At 65.3% G+C, this 17,029-nt stretch carries 11 protein-coding genes; 7 read left to right on the top strand and 4 right to left on the bottom strand.

The genetic code is table 11. The features are described from left to right. Window positions 1-196 precede the first annotated feature (196 nt). Window positions 197-9,247 (top strand): type I polyketide synthase, encoded by a 9,051-nt coding sequence (locus tag CATRI_RS10170; protein WP_290217231.1) that lies wholly within the window; start codon window positions 197-199, stop codon window positions 9,245-9,247. A 523-nt stretch (window positions 9,248-9,770) separates the two neighbouring features. On the opposite strand, the gene CATRI_RS10165 is transcribed toward CATRI_RS10170, so the two are convergent. Next, window positions 9,771-9,926, bottom strand: a complete 156-nt coding sequence (locus tag CATRI_RS10165) for a hypothetical protein (RefSeq protein ID WP_290217228.1) — start codon at window positions 9,924-9,926, stop codon at window positions 9,771-9,773. 461 nt (window positions 9,927-10,387) lie between these two features. Between CATRI_RS10165 and CATRI_RS10160 the strand changes: the two genes are divergently transcribed. Further along, on the top strand, window positions 10,388-10,690 hold the full coding sequence (locus tag CATRI_RS10160; protein ID WP_290217226.1) for a hypothetical protein: 303 nt from the start codon (window positions 10,388-10,390) through the stop codon (window positions 10,688-10,690). A gap of 6 nt (window positions 10,691-10,696) precedes the next feature. Here CATRI_RS10160 and CATRI_RS10155 read toward each other — a convergent pair whose 3' ends face one another. Continuing rightward, entirely contained in the window at window positions 10,697-11,842 is a 1,146-nt protein-coding gene (locus tag CATRI_RS10155; RefSeq protein WP_290217224.1) for an ABC transporter ATP-binding protein, read from the bottom strand. 288 nt (window positions 11,843-12,130) lie between these two features. Between CATRI_RS10155 and CATRI_RS10150 the strand changes: the two genes are divergently transcribed. The 5 genes from CATRI_RS10150 (at window position 12,131) to acpS (ending at window position 16,279) form a co-directional block, all read left to right on the top strand. Further along, the gene (locus tag CATRI_RS10150; RefSeq protein WP_290217221.1) at window positions 12,131-13,456 is read left to right on the top strand and encodes an ABC transporter substrate-binding protein; all 1,326 of its coding nucleotides are present in this window, start codon (window positions 12,131-12,133) and stop codon (window positions 13,454-13,456) included. A 77-nt stretch (window positions 13,457-13,533) separates the two neighbouring features. Continuing rightward, the gene (locus CATRI_RS10145; RefSeq protein ID WP_290217219.1) at window positions 13,534-14,379 is read left to right on the top strand and encodes a carbohydrate ABC transporter permease; all 846 of its coding nucleotides are present in this window, start codon (window positions 13,534-13,536) and stop codon (window positions 14,377-14,379) included. Then, window positions 14,376-15,257 carry a carbohydrate ABC transporter permease gene (locus tag CATRI_RS10140; protein WP_290217217.1) on the top strand — a complete coding sequence of 294 codons (882 nt, stop codon included), beginning with the start codon at window positions 14,376-14,378 and terminating at the stop codon, window positions 15,255-15,257. Before CATRI_RS10145 ends, CATRI_RS10140 begins: the two co-directional genes overlap by 4 nt. Before the next feature lie 13 nt (window positions 15,258-15,270). After that, on the top strand, window positions 15,271-15,873 hold the full coding sequence (locus CATRI_RS10135) for a MusI family membrane protein (protein ID WP_290217215.1): 603 nt from the start codon (window positions 15,271-15,273) through the stop codon (window positions 15,871-15,873). Window positions 15,874-15,877: 4 nt separating this feature from the next. After that, entirely contained in the window at window positions 15,878-16,279 is a 402-nt protein-coding gene (acpS, locus tag CATRI_RS10130) for a holo-ACP synthase AcpS (RefSeq protein ID WP_290217213.1), read from the top strand. On the opposite strand, the gene CATRI_RS10125 is transcribed toward acpS, so the two are convergent. Continuing rightward, complete coding sequence (locus CATRI_RS10125; RefSeq protein ID WP_290217211.1) at window positions 16,276-16,566, bottom strand: transcriptional regulator; 291 nt, start codon at window positions 16,564-16,566, stop codon at window positions 16,276-16,278. The genes acpS and CATRI_RS10125 overlap by 4 nt on opposite strands. Continuing rightward, window positions 16,563-16,997: a hypothetical protein gene (locus CATRI_RS10120; protein ID WP_290217209.1), complete on the bottom strand. Its 435-nt coding sequence runs from the start codon at window positions 16,995-16,997 to the stop codon at window positions 16,563-16,565. Before CATRI_RS10120 ends, CATRI_RS10125 begins: the two co-directional genes overlap by 4 nt. Window positions 16,998-17,029 lie beyond the last annotated feature (32 nt).

Genomic DNA, 17,029 nt, shown 5'->3' with positions numbered 1-17,029 from the left:
CTGCCCGCCACTTCCCTGGCCACCGGAAACCTACGGCATCGTAGGTGAATGTCGGAAAAAGTCCGCCGCGACATGTCGGCGAAAGATGACGCTTTCCTCAGGTTTATGTGGCATATTTGGCTATCAAAACTTGTGGGCGCAATCTGCCCGCGATTTTCGCCAGCAATAAACAGGAAATACAGGAGCGAGCACTCACGTGACCGATTACAGCACTTCCGTCAGCGCAGACCGCCTGATCGACCGCTTTGCCACCGAGCCGTTCGCCTTGGCCTTCGCCGGCCAGGGATACGACTGGTTGAAGACTCTGCGCACCGCGGTAGCCGCCGGCGTGGGCACCGCCATCACCTCGTTGGTCGATGGTGCTGCCTACCGGCTCGCCCCCGTCGCCGATGAGCTCGCCGCCACCCGCCCCTTCGGCTTCGATCCGATTGCCTGGGCCAAGGGCGAAGAGGGGCCCGACTTCGACCTCAACCAGGCCGCCATCAGTGTGCCCGGTATTTTCACCGCGCAGCTCGGCGTGCTGGAATCGCTCGATCGCCAGGGCCTCGAACTCGACCGCTCTGTGGCTAATTTTGCGCACTCGCAGGGCGTGCTGTCCGCCATGCTGCTCGACGGCGAGGCGGAGTCCGATGAGCTCCTCGCCATTGCCCAGATCATCGGCGCTGCGCTCACCCGCACCGCCCGCATGACCGGACTCATCCAGCAGGGCGAGCAGATGCCCATGATTGCCATCTCGGGTATTACCCGCGAGCAGCTGCAGCTGGCGATCGACCACGCCACGGCGGACGTGCCGGAGGAACTGCGCCCGGTCATCGGCCTGCGCAACTCCCGCGACGCCTTCGTCCTCGTCGGCCGCCCGCAGGACAACGCCGCAGTGCAGGCGCTGCTGGAGAAGTTCGCGCGCAAGGATGCCAAGGCGATTGAGAACAAGGAGCGCGGCGGCGCCCCCTTCGAGCCGCGCTTGAGCCCGCTGCCCGTTCAAGCCGCATTCCACCACCCGGTGATGAACGCTGCGGTGGAGCAGACCGTCACCTGGGCCGAGAAGGCCGGGCTGGACACCAACGTGGCCCGCAAGGCCGCCGAGTACGTCCTCGTGCGCACCGTCGATTGGCCTGCCGAGCTGGACGCCGCCATCAACACCGGCGCCCGCTGGATCCTCGAGGTCGGCCCCGAGGGCGGCATGACCCCGCTGACCCGCAAGATCGTCGCCGGTCGCGGCGTCGGCGTCCTCGATGTGTCCGGCACCGCCGGCCAGGCCGAGCTCTTCGATACCGGGCTCGCCCCCGAGCTGCCCGTCGATTTCGCCCAGTTCGCCCCGCGCCTACTCAAGATCAACGGCCAGACCCGCCTGGTAACCAAGTTCACCGAGGTCACCGGCTACACCCCGATGACGCTGCCGGGCATGACCCCGTCCACGGTCGACCCGGTCATCGTCGCTGCGGCGGCCAACGCCGGCCACTGGGCCGAGCTCGCCGGTGGCGGCCAGGTCACCGAGGAGTACCTGGAAAACAACCTCGAGCGCCTCACCGAGCTGCTGGAGCCGGGCGTCAACGCCCAGTTCAACTCCATGTTCCTCAACCCGTACCTCTGGCGCATGCAGATCGAAGGAAAGCGCCTCGTCCCGCGCGCCCGCGCCAATGGTGCGCCTATCGATGGCGTCGTGGTCACCGCCGGCATGCCGCCGCGCGACGAGGCCGTCGCCCTGGTCAAGGAGCTGCGCGAGGCCAACATCCCGTGGGTGGTGTTCAAGCCCGGCGCGGTCAAGCACATCAGGAATGTCCTCGCCATCGCTGACGAAATCCCCGAGATTCCCGTCATCATTCAGGTTGAGGGCGGCAAGGCGGGTGGACACCACTCGTGGGAGGACCTCGACGAGCTTCTCATCGCCACCTACGCCGAGGTGCGCCAGCGCCCCAACACGATCCTCGTGGTCGGTGGCGGCATTGGCACCCCGGAGCGCGCCGCCGAGTACATCACCGGCACCTGGGCTACCGCCCATGATCTGCCGCTCATGCCGGTCGACGGCATCCTCGTGGGCACCGCCGCCATGGCCACCCTCGAATCCACCGCGTCGGAGGCCGTCAAGCAGGCGCTTGTCGACGCCGCCGGGTCCGACGAGTGGGCCGGCGCCGGCCGCGTCTCCGGAGGCATCGCCTCCGGCCGCTCCCAGCTCGGCGCGGACCTGCACGAGATCGATAACTCCTTCGCCCAGGCTGGCCGCCTCCTCGACGAGGTCGCCGGCGATGACGACGCCGCGCAGGCCCGCCGCGCCGAGATCATCGCCGCCATTGACAAGACCTGCAAGCCCTACTTCGGCGACCTAGAAGACGTCACCTACGCGCAGTGGCTGAACCGCTACCTGGAGATCTCCGGCCCCTGGGAAGGGGAGTGGATCGACGTCTCCTGGTTCAACCGCTTCGTCGACATGGTTGCCCGCGCCGAGTCCCGCCTCACCGACGCCGATCACGGCGAGTTTGTGGCCCGCGTGACGGTGGATGTGGACGCGCCGGGCGCGGCCGTCGAAAAGCTGGTGGAGCTCTACCCCGCGGCGGAGAAGGATCTGTTGCACCCCGCCGACCGGGCGTGGTTTATCAAGCTGCTGACCAACCCGGGCAAGCCGGCGAACTTCGTGCCCGTCATCGACGGCGACGTGCGCCGCTGGTGGCGTTCGGATTCGCTGTGGCAGGCGCACCACCCGCGCTACACGGCCGACGAGGTGTGCATCATCCCGGGCACGGCGGCCGTCGCGGGCATCACCCGCGTCAACGAGCCCGTCGCCGACCTGCTGGGTCGCTTCAACCAGGCGTCCATCGACGCCCTCGAGGCGGCCGGTGAGCCGGTCGTCGAGGTCGAGCAGTCCGTCGTCGAGCGCGTCCTGCGCGCCCCCGGCACCTACTGGGCTGGCCGCCACCAGGCATCCTTCGTCGAGCGCCTCGGTGCGCCCGAGGCTTGGACGCTTGCCGACGGCCGCGCCACTCACGCCCCGACCGGCGCCGTCCTGGTCGCCGAGGATGCCGAGCACGCGGTGCTCATCGTCCCGCTGGCCGGTTCCACCGGCTTCGGCACCACCACGGACCTGACGGTCCGCTTCACCGTGCCCGCCGACGCGCCGCTGTCCGCGTCGCCGCAGGTCACCCAAGATGATGCCGACGCCGCCATGGCGGAGCTCACCCGCGTTGCCGCGGGTGGCACCCTCGCCGAGATCGTCGACGGCCGCGCCGAATGGACCACAGTCCTCGATGCTGGCCTGCTCGCCGACTATGACAACGTCACCGCCGGCTACCTCCCCTCCGACCTGGCCGCCCATGACACCGCCCCGGACGTCCTCGTCGGGCGCGCCTGGCCCGCCGTGTTCGCCGCCGTCCGCTCCGCCGTCATCCCCGGCACCGATGCGGCTTCCGTCGTTGAGGGCATGCTCTCCCTCGTGCACCTCGAGCACCACCTCAAGATGCTGGGCACCCTGCCCTCAGTTGCGGATGGCCCGGTTGAGCTGCGAATTTCCGCAGCGGCGGACGAAGTATCCGACACCGACATGGGTCGCGTTGTCGTGGTCCGCGCGACCATCGACGCCAACGGTGCGCCCCTGGCCACCCTCTCCGAGCGCTTCGCCATCCGCGGCCGCAACGGCAAGATGACTGCCCGCACCAACACCTCGGCGCTGCCGTCCGTCGTGGACTCCCCGCGTTCCTTCCGTGCCTTCGCGCGCGTCGTCGCCCCCGAGTCCATGCACCCCTTCGCCGTCGTCTCCGGCGACCGCAACCCGATCCACGTCTCCGACGTCGCCGCCGGTTTGGCCGGTCTGCCTGGTGTCATTGTCCACGGCATGTGGACCTCCGCCATCGGCGAACTCGTTGCCGGCGCCGGCTACCAGGACGACACCGCCTCGACCCGCCCGCAGCGGGTCGTCGAATACACCGCCACGATGCTCGCCCCGGTCCTGCCCGGCCAGGTCATTGAGTTCTCCGTGGAACGCACCGGCGTGGACAACCGCCCCGGCTGCGGAGAGGTCCGCTCCGTCACCGCCACGGTGGATGGCAACCTCATCATGTCCGCCACCGCTGTCATGGCCGCCCCCATCACTTTCTACGGCTTCCCCGGCCAGGGCATCCAGTCCCAGGGCATGGGCATGGATTCCCGGGCCTCTTCGGCCGCCGCCCGCGAGATCTGGGACCGCGCCGACGCGCATACCCGCGCCAAGCTGGGCTTCTCCGTCCTGGAGATCGTGCAGAACAACCCGACCGAAGTCACCGTCGCCGGTGAGCGCTTCTCCCACCCGGACGGCGTGCTCTTCCTCACCCAGTTCACCCAGGTCGCCATGGCCACCCTCGGCTGCGCGCAGATCGCGGAGATGCGCGAAGCCGACTCTCTGAACAAGCGCGCCTACTTCGCCGGCCACTCCGTCGGCGAGTACAACGCCCTGGCCGCCTACTCGGGCGTGCTCTCCCTCGAGTCAGTCGTGGAGATCGTCTACCGCCGCGGCCTGACTATGCACCGTCTCGTCGAGCGCGATGAGCAAGGTCTGTCCAACTACGGCCTCGCCGCCCTGCGCCCGAACAAGATGGGACTGACCGCCGACAACGTCTTCGACTACGTCACCGAGCTTTCGGAGAAGACCGGCGAGTTCCTCGAGATCGTTAACTACAACATCGCCGGCGTCCAATACGCCGTGGCCGGCACCCGCGGGGGCCTCAAGGCCCTCAAGGAGGACGCGGAGAAGCGGGCCCCGGGCCAGCGCGCGTTCATCATGATCCCCGGCATCGACGTGCCCTTCCACTCCAGCCACCTGCGCGATGGCGTGGGCGACTTCCGCGAGCACCTGGATTCGCTCATCCCCGAGGCCATCGACTTGGACATCCTCGTCGATCGCTACATTCCCAACCTCGTCGCCCGGCCCTTTGAGCTGACCCGCGACTTCGTCGAGTCCATTGCCAAGGTCGTCGACTCGCCGTACATCAACGACATCCTCGCCGACTATGATTCCGCGGCGGCGGATGAGCAGAAGCTCGCCCGCGTCCTCCTCATCGAGCTGCTGGCCTGGCAGTTCGCCTCCCCGGTGCGCTGGATCGAGACCCAGGACCTCGTCCTGCGCGACCACGCACACGGCGGTTTGGGCGTCGAGCGCTTCGTCGAGGTCGGCGTCGGTTCCGCCCCGACCCTGGCCAACATGATGGGCCAGACCCTGCGCCTGCCGAAGTACGCGGGCAGCACGATTGAGGTCCTCAACGTCGAGCGCGACCGCCCGGTGGTCTTCGCCACCGACGAGGTCGTGCGCGAGGTTGCGGTCGTCGAAGAGGCCCCGGCCGCCGCCGAGGAAGCCCCCGGCGCGACCGTCCCCAACGAGGCACCGATCACCACCCCCGCCCCCGTTGCCGCTCCCGGCGCGGGCACCCCGGACGACATCGTCTTCACCCCGGGCGATGCCACGGAGATGCTCATCGCCATCTGGACGAAGGTCCGCCCGGACCAGATGGGCTCGACGGATTCGATCGAGACGCTCGTTGAGGGCGTGTCTTCCCGCCGTAACCAGCTGCTGCTCGATCTCGGCGTCGAGTTCGGCCTCGGCGCCATCGACGGTGCCGCCGATGCGGAGCTGGAGGCACTGAAGGCCACCGTGACCAAGATGGCCAAGGGCTACCAGGCTTTCGGTCCCGTACTTGGCGATGCCGCCGCCGATGCCCTCCGCCGCATCACCGGCCCGACCGGCAAGAAGCCTGGCTTCGTCGCCGAGCGCGTCACCGGCACGTGGCAGCTCGGCCCGGGCTGGGCCAACCACGTCGTCGCCGAGGTCGTTATCGGCGCCCGCGAAGGCGCCTCCCTGCGCGGCGGCGATCTGGCCACGCTCACCCCGGCCGCCCCGGCCTCCGCGTCCGATCTGGAGTCGCTTATCGACGCCGCCGTCCAGGCCGTCGCCGCCCGCCGCGGCGTCGCCGTGGGCCTGCCCTCGGCAGGCGGTTCCGCCGGTGGGGTCGTCGACTCCGCCGCCCTCGGCGAGTTCGCCGAGCAGGTCACCGGCAAGGACGGCGTCCTCGCGGCCACCGCCCGCACCATCCTCACCCAGCTGGGCATCAGCGAGCAGGCCTCCGCCTCCCTCGACGAGGACGATGATGATGCCGCCCTGTTCGACCTCGTCTCCCGCGAGCTGGGATCCGACTGGCCGCGCCAGGTCGCCCCGCGTTTCTCGGCCTCCGAGGCCGTGCTTCTCGACGACCGCTGGGCATCCGCCCGCGAAGACCTCACCCGCGTCAGCCTCGGCGAGATCGCCGAGGGGGACGTGGATGTGACGGGGACGGGCGAGGCCGTCGCCAAGCAAGCCAGCTACCTCGGCCTCGACGCACTGGCCGCGCAGGCCCGCGACGAGCAGGCCCTGGCCTACTCCGCGGACGTCGCCGTGGTCACCGGCGCCTCCCCGAACTCAATTGCCGCCGCCGTCGTCGAGGAGCTGCTGGCCGGGGGAGCGACCGTCGTGGTCACCACCTCCAACCTGTCGCACTCGCGCGTCGAGTACTACAAGGCCCTCTACGCCTCCGCCGCGCGTGGTACCGCCGCCCTGTGGGTCATCCCCGCCAACCTCAACTCCTTCGGCGACCTCGATGACGTCATCGAGTGGATCGGCACCGAGCAAACCGCGACCGTCAACGGCCAGAAGAAGGTGCTCAAGAAGGCTCTCGTCCCGAGCCTGCTCTTCCCCTTCGCCGCCCCTCGCGTCATGGGCTCGCTCGCCGACTCCGGCCCCCAAGCCGAATCCCAGATGCGCCTGCTCCTGTGGGCCGTCGAACGCCTCATCGCCGGGCTGTCCGAGATCGGCACCGACACCAACGTGGGCAAGCGCCTCCACGTCGTCCTCCCCGGCTCACCCAACCGCGGCCGCTTCGGCGGCGACGGCGCCTACGGCGAATCCAAGGCCGCACTCGACGCCCTGGTCACCCGCTGGAAAGCTGAGCCCGTTTGGGGCGACCGCACCAGCCTCGTCCACGCCTTCATCGGCTGGGTCCGCGGCACCGGCCTCATGGGCGGCAACGACCCGCTGGTCGACGCCATCGAAGCCAAGGGCGTGCAGACCTTCTCCACCGAAGAGATGGCCGAGCTCCTTCTCTCCCAGGTCAGCCCCGAAGCTCGACGGGAGGCCGCCGGCGCCCCCATCATCGTCGACTACACCGGCGGACTCGGAGAGTCCGACGTCAACATTGCCGAGCTGGCGCGGGAGGCAGCCGCTGAGGCGGAGGCTGAGGCTGGGGGCGTCGATAAGCAGGAAGAACCGCAGACCCTGCGGGCCCTGCCGACCCCGTACCGACGCCTCGACTGGACCACCCCCGACTTCGTTGGTGTGACCCAGAAACTAGACGACATGGTCGTCATCGTCGGTGCCGGTGAAATGAGCCCCTACGGCTCTGCCCGCACCCGCTTCGACGCCGAACTCACCGGCGACCTCACCGCCGCCGGCGTCATCGAACTCGCCTGGACCATGGGCCTGATCACCTGGGACGGCGCCTGGTACGACGCCGATGACAACGAACTCGAGGAAGCCGAGATCTTCGACCGCTTCCACGACGAAGTCCTCGCCCGCGTCGGTGTGCGTCGCTACCACGACGACTTCTTCATGGTCGACAACCTCGCGCCCGAACTGACCACCGTCTACCTGGACAAAGACCTGTCCTTCGCCGTGGCCACCAAGGACGAAGCTAAGACCTACGTCGACTCCGAGCCCGACCACACCTCCGCCCACTACGACGAGGAAGCCGGCGAGTGGACCGTCACCCGCCACGCCGGATCCGCCGTCCGCGTCCCGCGCCGCATCACCATGTCGCGCTTCGTCGGCGGCCAAATCCCCGAAGGCTTCGACCCCTCGGTCTACGGCATCCCCGCCGACATGATCGACAACCTCGATCGCCTCGCACTGTGGAACCTCGTCTGCACCATCGACGCCTTCCTCTCCTCCGGGTTCTCCCCGGCGGAACTGCTTCGCGACGTCCACCCCGCCCGCGTCTCCTCCACCCAAGGCACCGGCATGGGCGGCGTCGAATCCATGCGCTCCCTCTACATCGACGGCCTGCTCGCCGAACCCCGCGCCAACGACATCCTGCAGGAAGCCCTGCCCAACGTCGTCGCCGCGCACGTCATGCAGTCCTACGTCGGTGGCTACGGCCAGATGATCCACCCCGTCGCCGCCTGTGCCACCGCCGCCGTCTCCGTCGAAGAAGGCGTGGACAAGATCCAACTGGGCAAGGCCGACTTCGTCGTCGCCGGTGGCCTCGACGATCTCTCCATTGAAGGCATCACCGGCTTCGGCGACATGGCCGCCACCGCCCCCTCCGGGGAAATGGCTGCCAAGGGCATCGAGCACCGCTACTTCTCGCGTGCCAACGACCGACGCCGCGGCGGCTTCATCGAATCCGAAGGCGGCGGCACGCTGCTGCTGGCCCGCGGATCTGTGGCCGCTGACCTGGGCCTCCCGGTTCTCGGCGTGGTCGCCTTCGCCGAGTCCTTCGCCGACGGTGCCCACACCTCGATCCCGGCCCCGGGCCTCGGCGCATTGGGAGCCGCCCGCGGTGGCGTCGACTCCCGCCTCGCCCGCTCGCTCGCCCAGGTGGGTGTGACTGCCGACGAAGTGTCGATCATCTCCAAGCACGACACCTCCACCGCCGCCAACGACCCCAACGAGTCGGACCTGCACGAGCGCATCGCCGCCTCCATCGGCCGCGCCGAGGGCAACCCGCTGTACATCATCTCGCAGAAGACCCTCACCGGCCACGCTAAGGGCGGCGCCGCAGCCTTCCAGATGATCGGCCTCACCCAGGTTCTCCGCTCCGGCCAGATCCCGGCGAACATGTCCCTCGACTGCGTCGACCCCGTCTTGGCCCAGCACGAGCACCTGGTCTGGCTGCGCAAGCCGCTCAACCTGGCGGCCCGCGCACCCAAGGTCGGCCTGGTCACTTCGCTCGGTTTCGGCCACGTCTCCGCTCTCGTAGCGATCGTCCACCCGGGCGCCTTCCTCGCGGCCCTGCGCCAGGAGCGCGGCCATGAGGCGGCTGCCGAGTGGGTCCGCCAGTCCGTCGCCCGCGAAGAAGCCGGCCTGCGTCGCATCGTCGACGGCATGTACGGTGGCGCTCCGCTCTTCGAGCGTCCTGCCGACCGCAACCTCGGTGGCACCGGCGACGCCGTCAAGTCCCGCGAGGCCGCGGTCCTGCTGGACCACGATGCCCGCCTCGTCGACGGCGTCCTCCGCACCGGCCAGGAAATCGACGCTTAAGTTCCCGCTTTCCGACGCCCGCCCCCTGCCCATCCCCCCGGATGTGCAGGGGGCGATTGCGTTGTTGCCTTTTTGGGGTTCGTGGTGACGTTCGCGAGTTATGGGGCCGGGTTGGGTGCTTGCGCCACCAGGAACCCTGAGTTTCTGCCAGCGCTCGACTCCCCTTGAGGGTTCGTGGTGACGCTGGCGAGGGATGGGGCCGGGATCGGTGCTTGCGTCACCAGGAACCCTCGAAAGTGGGAGGGGGGGACGATGGTGGGCAGGTACCACGTTGGTGTCGAAATCGTCCATGTTCCTGGGTTTCGGGAGCAGCTGGCAATACCGGGATCGAGCTGAAAGTAGCGGACGCGAGCTTGGAGAGGGTGAAGTCGATGGTCTGGAGGAGATCTCGGTGACGCCGGCGGTAGTGGCCATGAGGGAGAACCGCAGGGGGTTGGTGAAGGCGGGGTTGAGCTGGGTGCGTGGGTGGGTCACTTCTTGTTCACCGCAACTACGTCCCAGATGGGGCCGAGGGTGGGAGTTTCTACTTTGGCAAGCACATTCCGCAAACTTGATAGCCGGTGGCCACCGCGAAGAAGTAGGCCACGAGCATCCGCTTGTTCACGTTGACGATGGATTCGAAGCTCGCATCATCGTGGGAATCGTCGCGGACGGCATAGTTGAGCAGGCACGACTCCACGTCCTCCTGAAATGTTGGACACTTTAAACCTCCGGCGACACGAATCCCCAGGACGTAGCTTCACGGGTGCTGACGTTTCAGTAGCGCTTCCAGGAATCTTGGTTTCTCGGTGGGATTGAAAAGTCTGTAGTTGCGGGACCAGCTGAAGCGGCGCACGGGCTAAATATGCTCAGTTCGGCATTGCACCGTGATCTTGATCCAGCTTGCAGGTCACAGAGTTGACTCACCGTAAAGCGAGAAGACCGTGTGTGGATCCTGAGAGGAGCAGGGTATTTTGCTCGCGCGCTCTAGGGTGGTGCTCCATGATCTTGAGCGTCTATATCTCTACCCAGCGGGAAAGGTATATATGCGATGCATAGCTCCCGCATCCTCGCCCTTATTAGCGCTGGCGCCATGGCCTTGGGTGGCCTTGCCCCTCTTGCTCAGGCGCAGACCCGCAGACCATCGAGTAGAACGTCAGCGTGACCCCGGTCGGGGAGCTGGCCGAAAACGCCACTAGCCACAAAGCCACCACCCCGGAGGAATACCGCTCCAGCCTGGGCAAGCTGGAAAACCCAGACAAGCTCAACGAGGTCGACGTGGGACTCAAGAAGTCCCTGATCGGCCTCGTCGACCTGCGTGCTGCGGCTTGCGGGGTCTTCAGCGAGGAGGGCGTGAAGCCGAGCACCCCGAAGCCCGTGGAAAAGCCCGCCGAGCAGAAGCCAAAGGTCACCTTCGAAAGCTCCTCGGTCATTCCGCTCGGCGTGCTTCTCTCCAGCGTCTAGCTTGATTTAGGACGGCAGGCGCTCGCCCGTCGACGCCGAGAATGCGTGCAGGGCGCCGTCGTGGACGCGGATGTGCACGACTGAGCCCGGTGCGGGCGCCAGGTTCGGCTGCGCGCGAATGACGATCTGGTTGGTCTCTACCTCATCCGGGTTCGACTTCGTGCCCGAACCCAGATCGCCGCCGCCGACTAGTCGGCCGTAGATATAGGAATCAGAGCCGAGCTCCTCGACCAGGATGACTTCGACGGGGATGGTGCCGGTCTGGGCTTCCGATTCGGGCACGATGTCGAGGGCTTCGGGGCGGAAACCGATGATGACTTCGCCGTTGTCCTCCGCACGCATCGCCTCCCGGGTGGCGGCTGGGATGTGCACCGTCGCGGCACCCAGGGTGGCGGTGCCGTCCGGGGTGACGGCAAAGGTGCCGAGGTTCATGGCGGGGGAGCCGATGAACCCGGCGACGAACTCGTTGGCCGGGGTCTCATACATCTCCCGTGGGGTACCGACCTGTTGCAGCACGCCGTCTTTGAGGACCGCGATGCGATCGCCCATGGTCAAAGCCTCGGTCTGGTCGTGGGTGACATACAGGGTGGTCACGCCGAGCTCCCGCTGCAGCGAGGCGATCTGGGTTCGGGTCTGCACGCGCAGCTTGGCGTCGAGGTTGGACAGTGGTTCGTCCATGAGGAAGACCTGGGGGCGGCGGACGATGGCGCGACCCATGGCGACACGCTGGCGCTGGCCACCGGATAGGGCTTTGGGCTTGCGGTCGAGGTAGGGGAGCAGGTCGAGGCTGCGGGCGGCCGCTTCGACCAGCTGGTCGATCTCCGCCTGCGGCTTCTTCGCGATCTTGAGCGCGAAGCCCATGTTTTCCCGGACGGTCATGTGCGGGTAGAGGGCGTAGTTCTGGAAGACCATGGCGATATCGCGGTCTTTGGGTGCGACGTTGGTGACGTCTTTGCCGCCGATGTGGATGCTGCCGGAGTTGATTTCTTCCAGGCCCGCGAGCATGCGCAGGGCGGTGGACTTGCCGCAGCCGGACGGGCCGACGACGACGAGGAATTCGCCTTCGGCGATTTCTAGATTGAGTTTGTCGACCGAGGGCCGGTCGTTGCCAGGGAAGTGGCGGGTGGCGTTGTTAAACGTGACATTGCCCATAAAAGTGATGCCTCCATCGGCGGGTACGCGCCGAACGATCCGTAAGTGAGAGGTGGGTAAGGGACTTCAGGCCAGACGAATTATGACCTACGACAAGTGGCAGATGTTCTGTGACTTATCTAGCCCCAAGATAGCACGAGCCCAAGCACCTCTGAACTCCAGTTCTGCCTTTTGTTCATAGGGAAGTTGGTAATTGACCAACTTGGAGTAAGGTTGTGACTGTCAACTCACACCATTTGTGTTTTTTTAAGTTCGTCACATTTAGCACCTCCAAGGGAGATCATGAGTATGAGTAAGTTTTCACGCCTTTTAGGCACCCTCGGGGCCAGCGTCCTCGCCGCTTCGGCGCTTGTGGCTTGCGGCTCCAGTGAAGACACCGCGGACGTCTACTTCCTCAATTTCAAGCCGGAACAGGACGCCGCCTACCAGGCCATCGCCAAGAAGTACACGGAGGAAACCGGCGTCCCCGTCAAGGTCGTCACCGCTGCCTCCAACACCTACGAGCAGACCTTGAAGTCCGAGGTCGCCAAGTCCGATGCCCCCACCCTCTTCCAGATCAACGGCCCCGTTGGCCTGCAAACCTGGCAGAGCTACGCCGCCGACATCACCGACCTCGACGCCACCAAGGCGCTCAATGCGGACATTGACCCGCTGAAGGGCGAGGACGGCAAGATCTACGGCTTGCCGTTCGCCGTCGAGGGCTACGGCATCATCTACAACGAGGAGATCTTCGACAACTACTTCGCGCTCCCCGGCGCGCCCGTTGGCTCCTTGAATGAGGTCGACAGCTTCACCGAGCTCAAGGCCGTCGCCGAGGACATGCAGTCCAAGGCCGACGAGCTGGGCATCAACGGCGTGTTCGCCGCCACCTCTTTGGCTTCGGGCGAGGAATGGCGTTGGCAGACCCACCTGGCCAACCTGCCCGTGCACCAGGAGTTCGTCGATCTCGACAACAACCGCCCGGCGGAGCTGGAGTTCAAGTACAACGCGGAGTTTAAGAACCTCTTCGACCTGTACCTCGACAACTCCACGGTCCCGCGCACTCTCACCCCGTCGAAGGCTGTGTCCGATTCGATGGCGGAGTTCGCGCTTGGCCAGGCTGCGATGGTCCAAAACGGTAACTGGGCGTGGAGCCAGATCAGCGACGTCAACGGCAACGTGGTCAAGAAGGACAAGATCAAGTACCTGCCGATGTACATGGGCCTGCCCAATGAGGCCTCCCAGGGCCTGGCGATTGGCACCGAGAACTACCTGGCCGTCAACGCTAAGGCCTCCGAGCTAGACCAGGAAGCCTCTCGCGATTTCGTCAACTGGCTGTTTACTACCGACGAGGGCCGCGCGCTGGTCGTCAGCGATCTCGGCTTTATCGCCCCGTTCGAGGGCTTCACCGTCGCCGACACTCCGGACGATCCATTGGCCAAGGAGATCGCGGCCAACATGGCCGATTCGACCAAGACCGCCATTCCGTGGGACTTCCAGTACTTCCCATCCCAGCAGTTCAAGAATGATTTCGGCCAGGCCCTGGCGCAGTATGCCACCGGTAACCTGGACTGGAACCAGGTCGTTGAAACCGTCCGTGACTCCTGGGCAGCCGAACAAGCCGCGCTGAAGTAAGTCACTTGTCCCGCCCGCTGGCCGCCCCCTCAAGGCGGCGGTCAGCGGCACTCCTCGGTATCTGAAATGGATATTCGATGCAAAAATCACTGAAGAAGTATTTCCCCATCTTCGTGCTGCCCACGCTGATCGCTTTCGCCATCGCGTTCCTGGTGCCGTTCATTATGGGTTTCCTCCTTTCCTTCGCCAGTTTCACCACCATCACCGACGCCTCTTTTGTGGGCGTGCAGAACTACGTCGATGCCTTCGGGCAGCGCGAAGGGTTCGTCCGTTCCTTCGGATTTACCGCACTCGTCGTGGTGGTTTCCCTGGTCACTGTCAACCTTTTCGCCTTCGCCATCGCCTGGGTTTTGACCAGGAAGCTGGCCGGCACCAACTTCTTTCGCACCGTATTCTTCATGCCCAACCTCATCGGCGGCATCGTGTTGGGCTATACCTGGCAGTCGATGATCAACGCCGTGCTGGCTAACTACGGCACCACGATCGTCGCCGATTGGAAGTACGGCTACGCGGGCCTGATCATCCTCATCAACTGGCAGTTGGTGGGTTACATGATGATCATCTACATCGCCGGTCTACAAAACGTGCCCCCGGAGCTCGTGGAAGCCGCAGAGATCGACGGTGCCAACAAGTGGACTGTTTTGCGCCATGTCACTATTCCGATGGTGATGCCGTCGATCACCATCTGTTTGTTCCTCACTCTGTCCAACACCTTCAAGATGTTCGACCAGAACCTCGCCCTAACCAATGGCGCGCCCCAGTCGCAGACGGAAATGGTCGCGCTCAACATCGTCAACACCATGTTCAACCGCATCGGTGTGGAGGGCGTGGGCCAGGCCAAGGCCGTCATCTTCGTGGTGGTCGTCGTCGTGTTCGCCCTCTTCCAGCTGCGGGCGACCAGAAGTAGGGAGGTCGAGGCATGACCGCGCCAACGCTGGACAAGCCACTCACCAAGGCACGCTCCACTAGCCGCGGGCCCGCCGCACTGTTCATTTATGCGGTGCTCGCCTTCTTAACGCTCGTGTTCTTAGGCCCGATCGTCTTCATCTTCATGAACGCGTTTAAGAACAAGTTCGCCATCGCCAACGATCCCTTCTCCATCCCCCTCGGTGAGATGTGGGTCGGCCTGGAGAACTTCGTCACTGGCCTCATGCGTCAGGGTTTCGGTTGGGCGATCGTCTGGTCGTTTACCATCACCATTCTGTCGGTCATCGCGATCGTGTTTTTCTCGGCACTCACCGCCTATTACATCGTGCGCGTGAAAACGTGGTGGACGAACGCCTTGTATTACATGTTCGTCTTCTCCATGGTCATCCCGTTCCAGATGGTGATGTTCCCCACGGTCAAGATCGCCGACATGCTTAACCTCGCCAACCCCATCGGCATCGTGGTGCTCTACCTCGGTTTCGGCTCCGGGTTGTCGGTGTTCATGTTCGTCGGCTTCATCAAGTCCATTCCCCTGGAGATCGAGGAGGCAGCGATGATCGATGGTTGCTCCCCCCTCCAGAACTACTTCAGGGTGGTGCTGCCGATGTGCAAGCCCACGGCGATCACGGTCGCAATCTTGAACGCGATGTGGGTGTGGAACGACTATCTCCTGCCTTACCTGGTTATCGGCCTGTCGACGCGGTACAAGACCATTCCGGTGCTCATCCAGAGCTTCGTCGGCTCGCATGGCAACCGAGATATGGGCGCGATGATGGCGATGCTGGTCCTGGCGATCATCCCGATCATCGTCTTCTACATGTCTGCCCAGAAGTACATCATCGAGGGCGTCGCTGCCGGCGCCGTGAAGGGATAGCCAAACTAAGGTGATGGGTCTCGACGGCCGCCTCTACTCCGCGCTTTCGTTGCTTGCCGACGTCGTCGTGGTCAACGCCCTACTCATCCTCACCAGCCTGCCGCTGGTCACCGCCGGCTCTGCGAGCCGGGCGGCGGCGGCGGTGTTGGGGTCGATGATTGAGGGCGAAGGTTCGAGTCGGAGTAAGCAGTTTTTCCGGGTGTTTGCCCGTGGCTGGCGGCCGGTCACGGCGTGGTGTTTTATCTCAACGGCGGTGTTGTTGTTCGCTGTCTACGAGCTTTCGGTGATCCTGCGCGCGGGCCTGACTTCCACCCTGACCTTCGTGTTTGCCGCCGCGGTATTGTCTGGGGTGATCGTTATCTCAGCGGTCACGGTGTGGTTTTATCCCCTGCACGCCCACAACCCCCAGCCCCTGCGCGAGACTTTCGTCAGCGCGGTCCTTAGCGCCATCCGTTTCCTGCCGCGTACCCTTGGCGCCCTGGCGGTTGCGGCCGCCGTGCCGCTGTTGTTGTTCTATATGCCCAGTATCTGGCCGGCGGTGTTGTTCTTCATGCTCATCTGCGGGTGGGCGGCGCTGTATTACGTCATGCTCCTGATCCTGAATGTGGAACGATAAAGCCATGTTTTTCGTGGGAGTCGATATCGTCGCGGTCCCGGGGTTCCGGGAGCAATTAGCGATGCCCGGGTCCACCTTCGACCAGGTTTTCACCGCACTGGAGCTGCGTACCGCCACGACCCGCCCTGATCGGGCCCTGCATTTGGCGGGCCGTTGGGCCGCCAAGGAGGCCTTTATTAAGGCTTGGTCGCAGGCCTTATATGGAAGGCCTCCGGCGATGTCGCCGGAGGCAGTGGACTTTCGGGAGATTGAGGTTCGGTCGGACGGTTGGGGACGGGTGGACGTCGATACGCGGGGGTTGGTGGCGGAGGCTGTGCGGGGCAGCATCGGGGAGATTCGGACCAGCTTGTCGATTAGCCATGATGGTGACTATGCGACGGCGACGTGCCTGGTGGTGACTGGCTAGAGGGCGATGGCTCGCAGGGCGGTGAGGTGATCCTGCCAGGCGATTTCGCCCTGTTTGGTGAGGGCTAGCCGGGTGGTGGGTTTTTTGCCGATAAAGGATTTCTTTACGGCGACGAAACCCAGCTCTTCGAGAGCGGACGCGTGCTTGGAGAGGGTGGAGTCGGTGGTCTGAAGGTACTCGCGGGCTTGTTTGAAGGAGATCTCGGTGACGCCGGAGAGGGTCGCCATGAGCGAGAACCGCAGGGGGTTGGTGAAGGCGGGGTTGAGCTGGGTGCGTGGGTGGGTCACTTCTTGTTCACCGCGACAATGTCCCAGATGGGGCCGAGGACTGCAGCGGCCATGAAACCGGCTGCCAGGGCGATGCCGTGGCCGAGGGTGAACGAAGAATTGAGGAAGGAGACCCCGACCCACAGGACGGCCCAGATGGCGATCATGATGCCCCAACGGGCATTGAAGCCGCGGCGGGTTGGCGGGGATAGGGCAGTGGCCCCAGCGGTGAACGCGGCGCCGATGCCGACCCACAGGCCGCCGGCGATCCAGGCGGGGAGGGGGGTCGAGTCGGTGACGTTGGCGTATGCGAGGCCGATGGCGGCGATGGCGCCACCGGCGCAGAGGGCGATGTAGCAGAGCCAGGCGAGTGAGACGCCGGCGGCGTGGCGGGTGGTGGTGTTGGCGTAGTCGAGGAGGATGCGGGCGTTGTCGGGAGTGGGAGTTTCCATAGCCCTAAGTATAGAAATAACTTTCCACTTTG

It is taken from the genome of Corynebacterium atrinae, assembly GCF_030408455.1.
Classification (GTDB): Bacteria; Actinomycetota; Actinomycetes; order Mycobacteriales; family Mycobacteriaceae; genus Corynebacterium; species Corynebacterium atrinae.
The sequence above is the reverse complement of the archived record's forward strand: the minus strand, read 5'-3'. Positions and strand labels throughout refer to the sequence as shown.

Excerpts from the sequence above, each read along its gene's own strand:
- CATRI_RS10155 (WP_290217224.1), bottom strand. The coding sequence starts at position 11,842 with ATGGGCAATGTCACGTTTAACAACGCCACCCGCCACTTCCCTGGCAAC.
- CATRI_RS10150 (WP_290217221.1), top strand. The coding sequence starts at position 12,131 with ATGAGTAAGTTTTCACGCCTTTTAGGCACCCTCGGGGCCAGCGTCCTC.
- CATRI_RS10145 (WP_290217219.1), top strand. The coding sequence starts at position 13,534 with ATGCAAAAATCACTGAAGAAGTATTTCCCCATCTTCGTGCTGCCCACG.
- CATRI_RS10140 (WP_290217217.1), top strand. The coding sequence starts at position 14,376 with ATGACCGCGCCAACGCTGGACAAGCCACTCACCAAGGCACGCTCCACT.
- CATRI_RS10135 (WP_290217215.1), top strand. The coding sequence starts at position 15,271 with ATGGGTCTCGACGGCCGCCTCTACTCCGCGCTTTCGTTGCTTGCCGAC.
- acpS (WP_290217213.1), top strand. The coding sequence starts at position 15,878 with ATGTTTTTCGTGGGAGTCGATATCGTCGCGGTCCCGGGGTTCCGGGAG.
- CATRI_RS10120 (WP_290217209.1), bottom strand. The coding sequence starts at position 16,997 with ATGGAAACTCCCACTCCCGACAACGCCCGCATCCTCCTCGACTACGCC.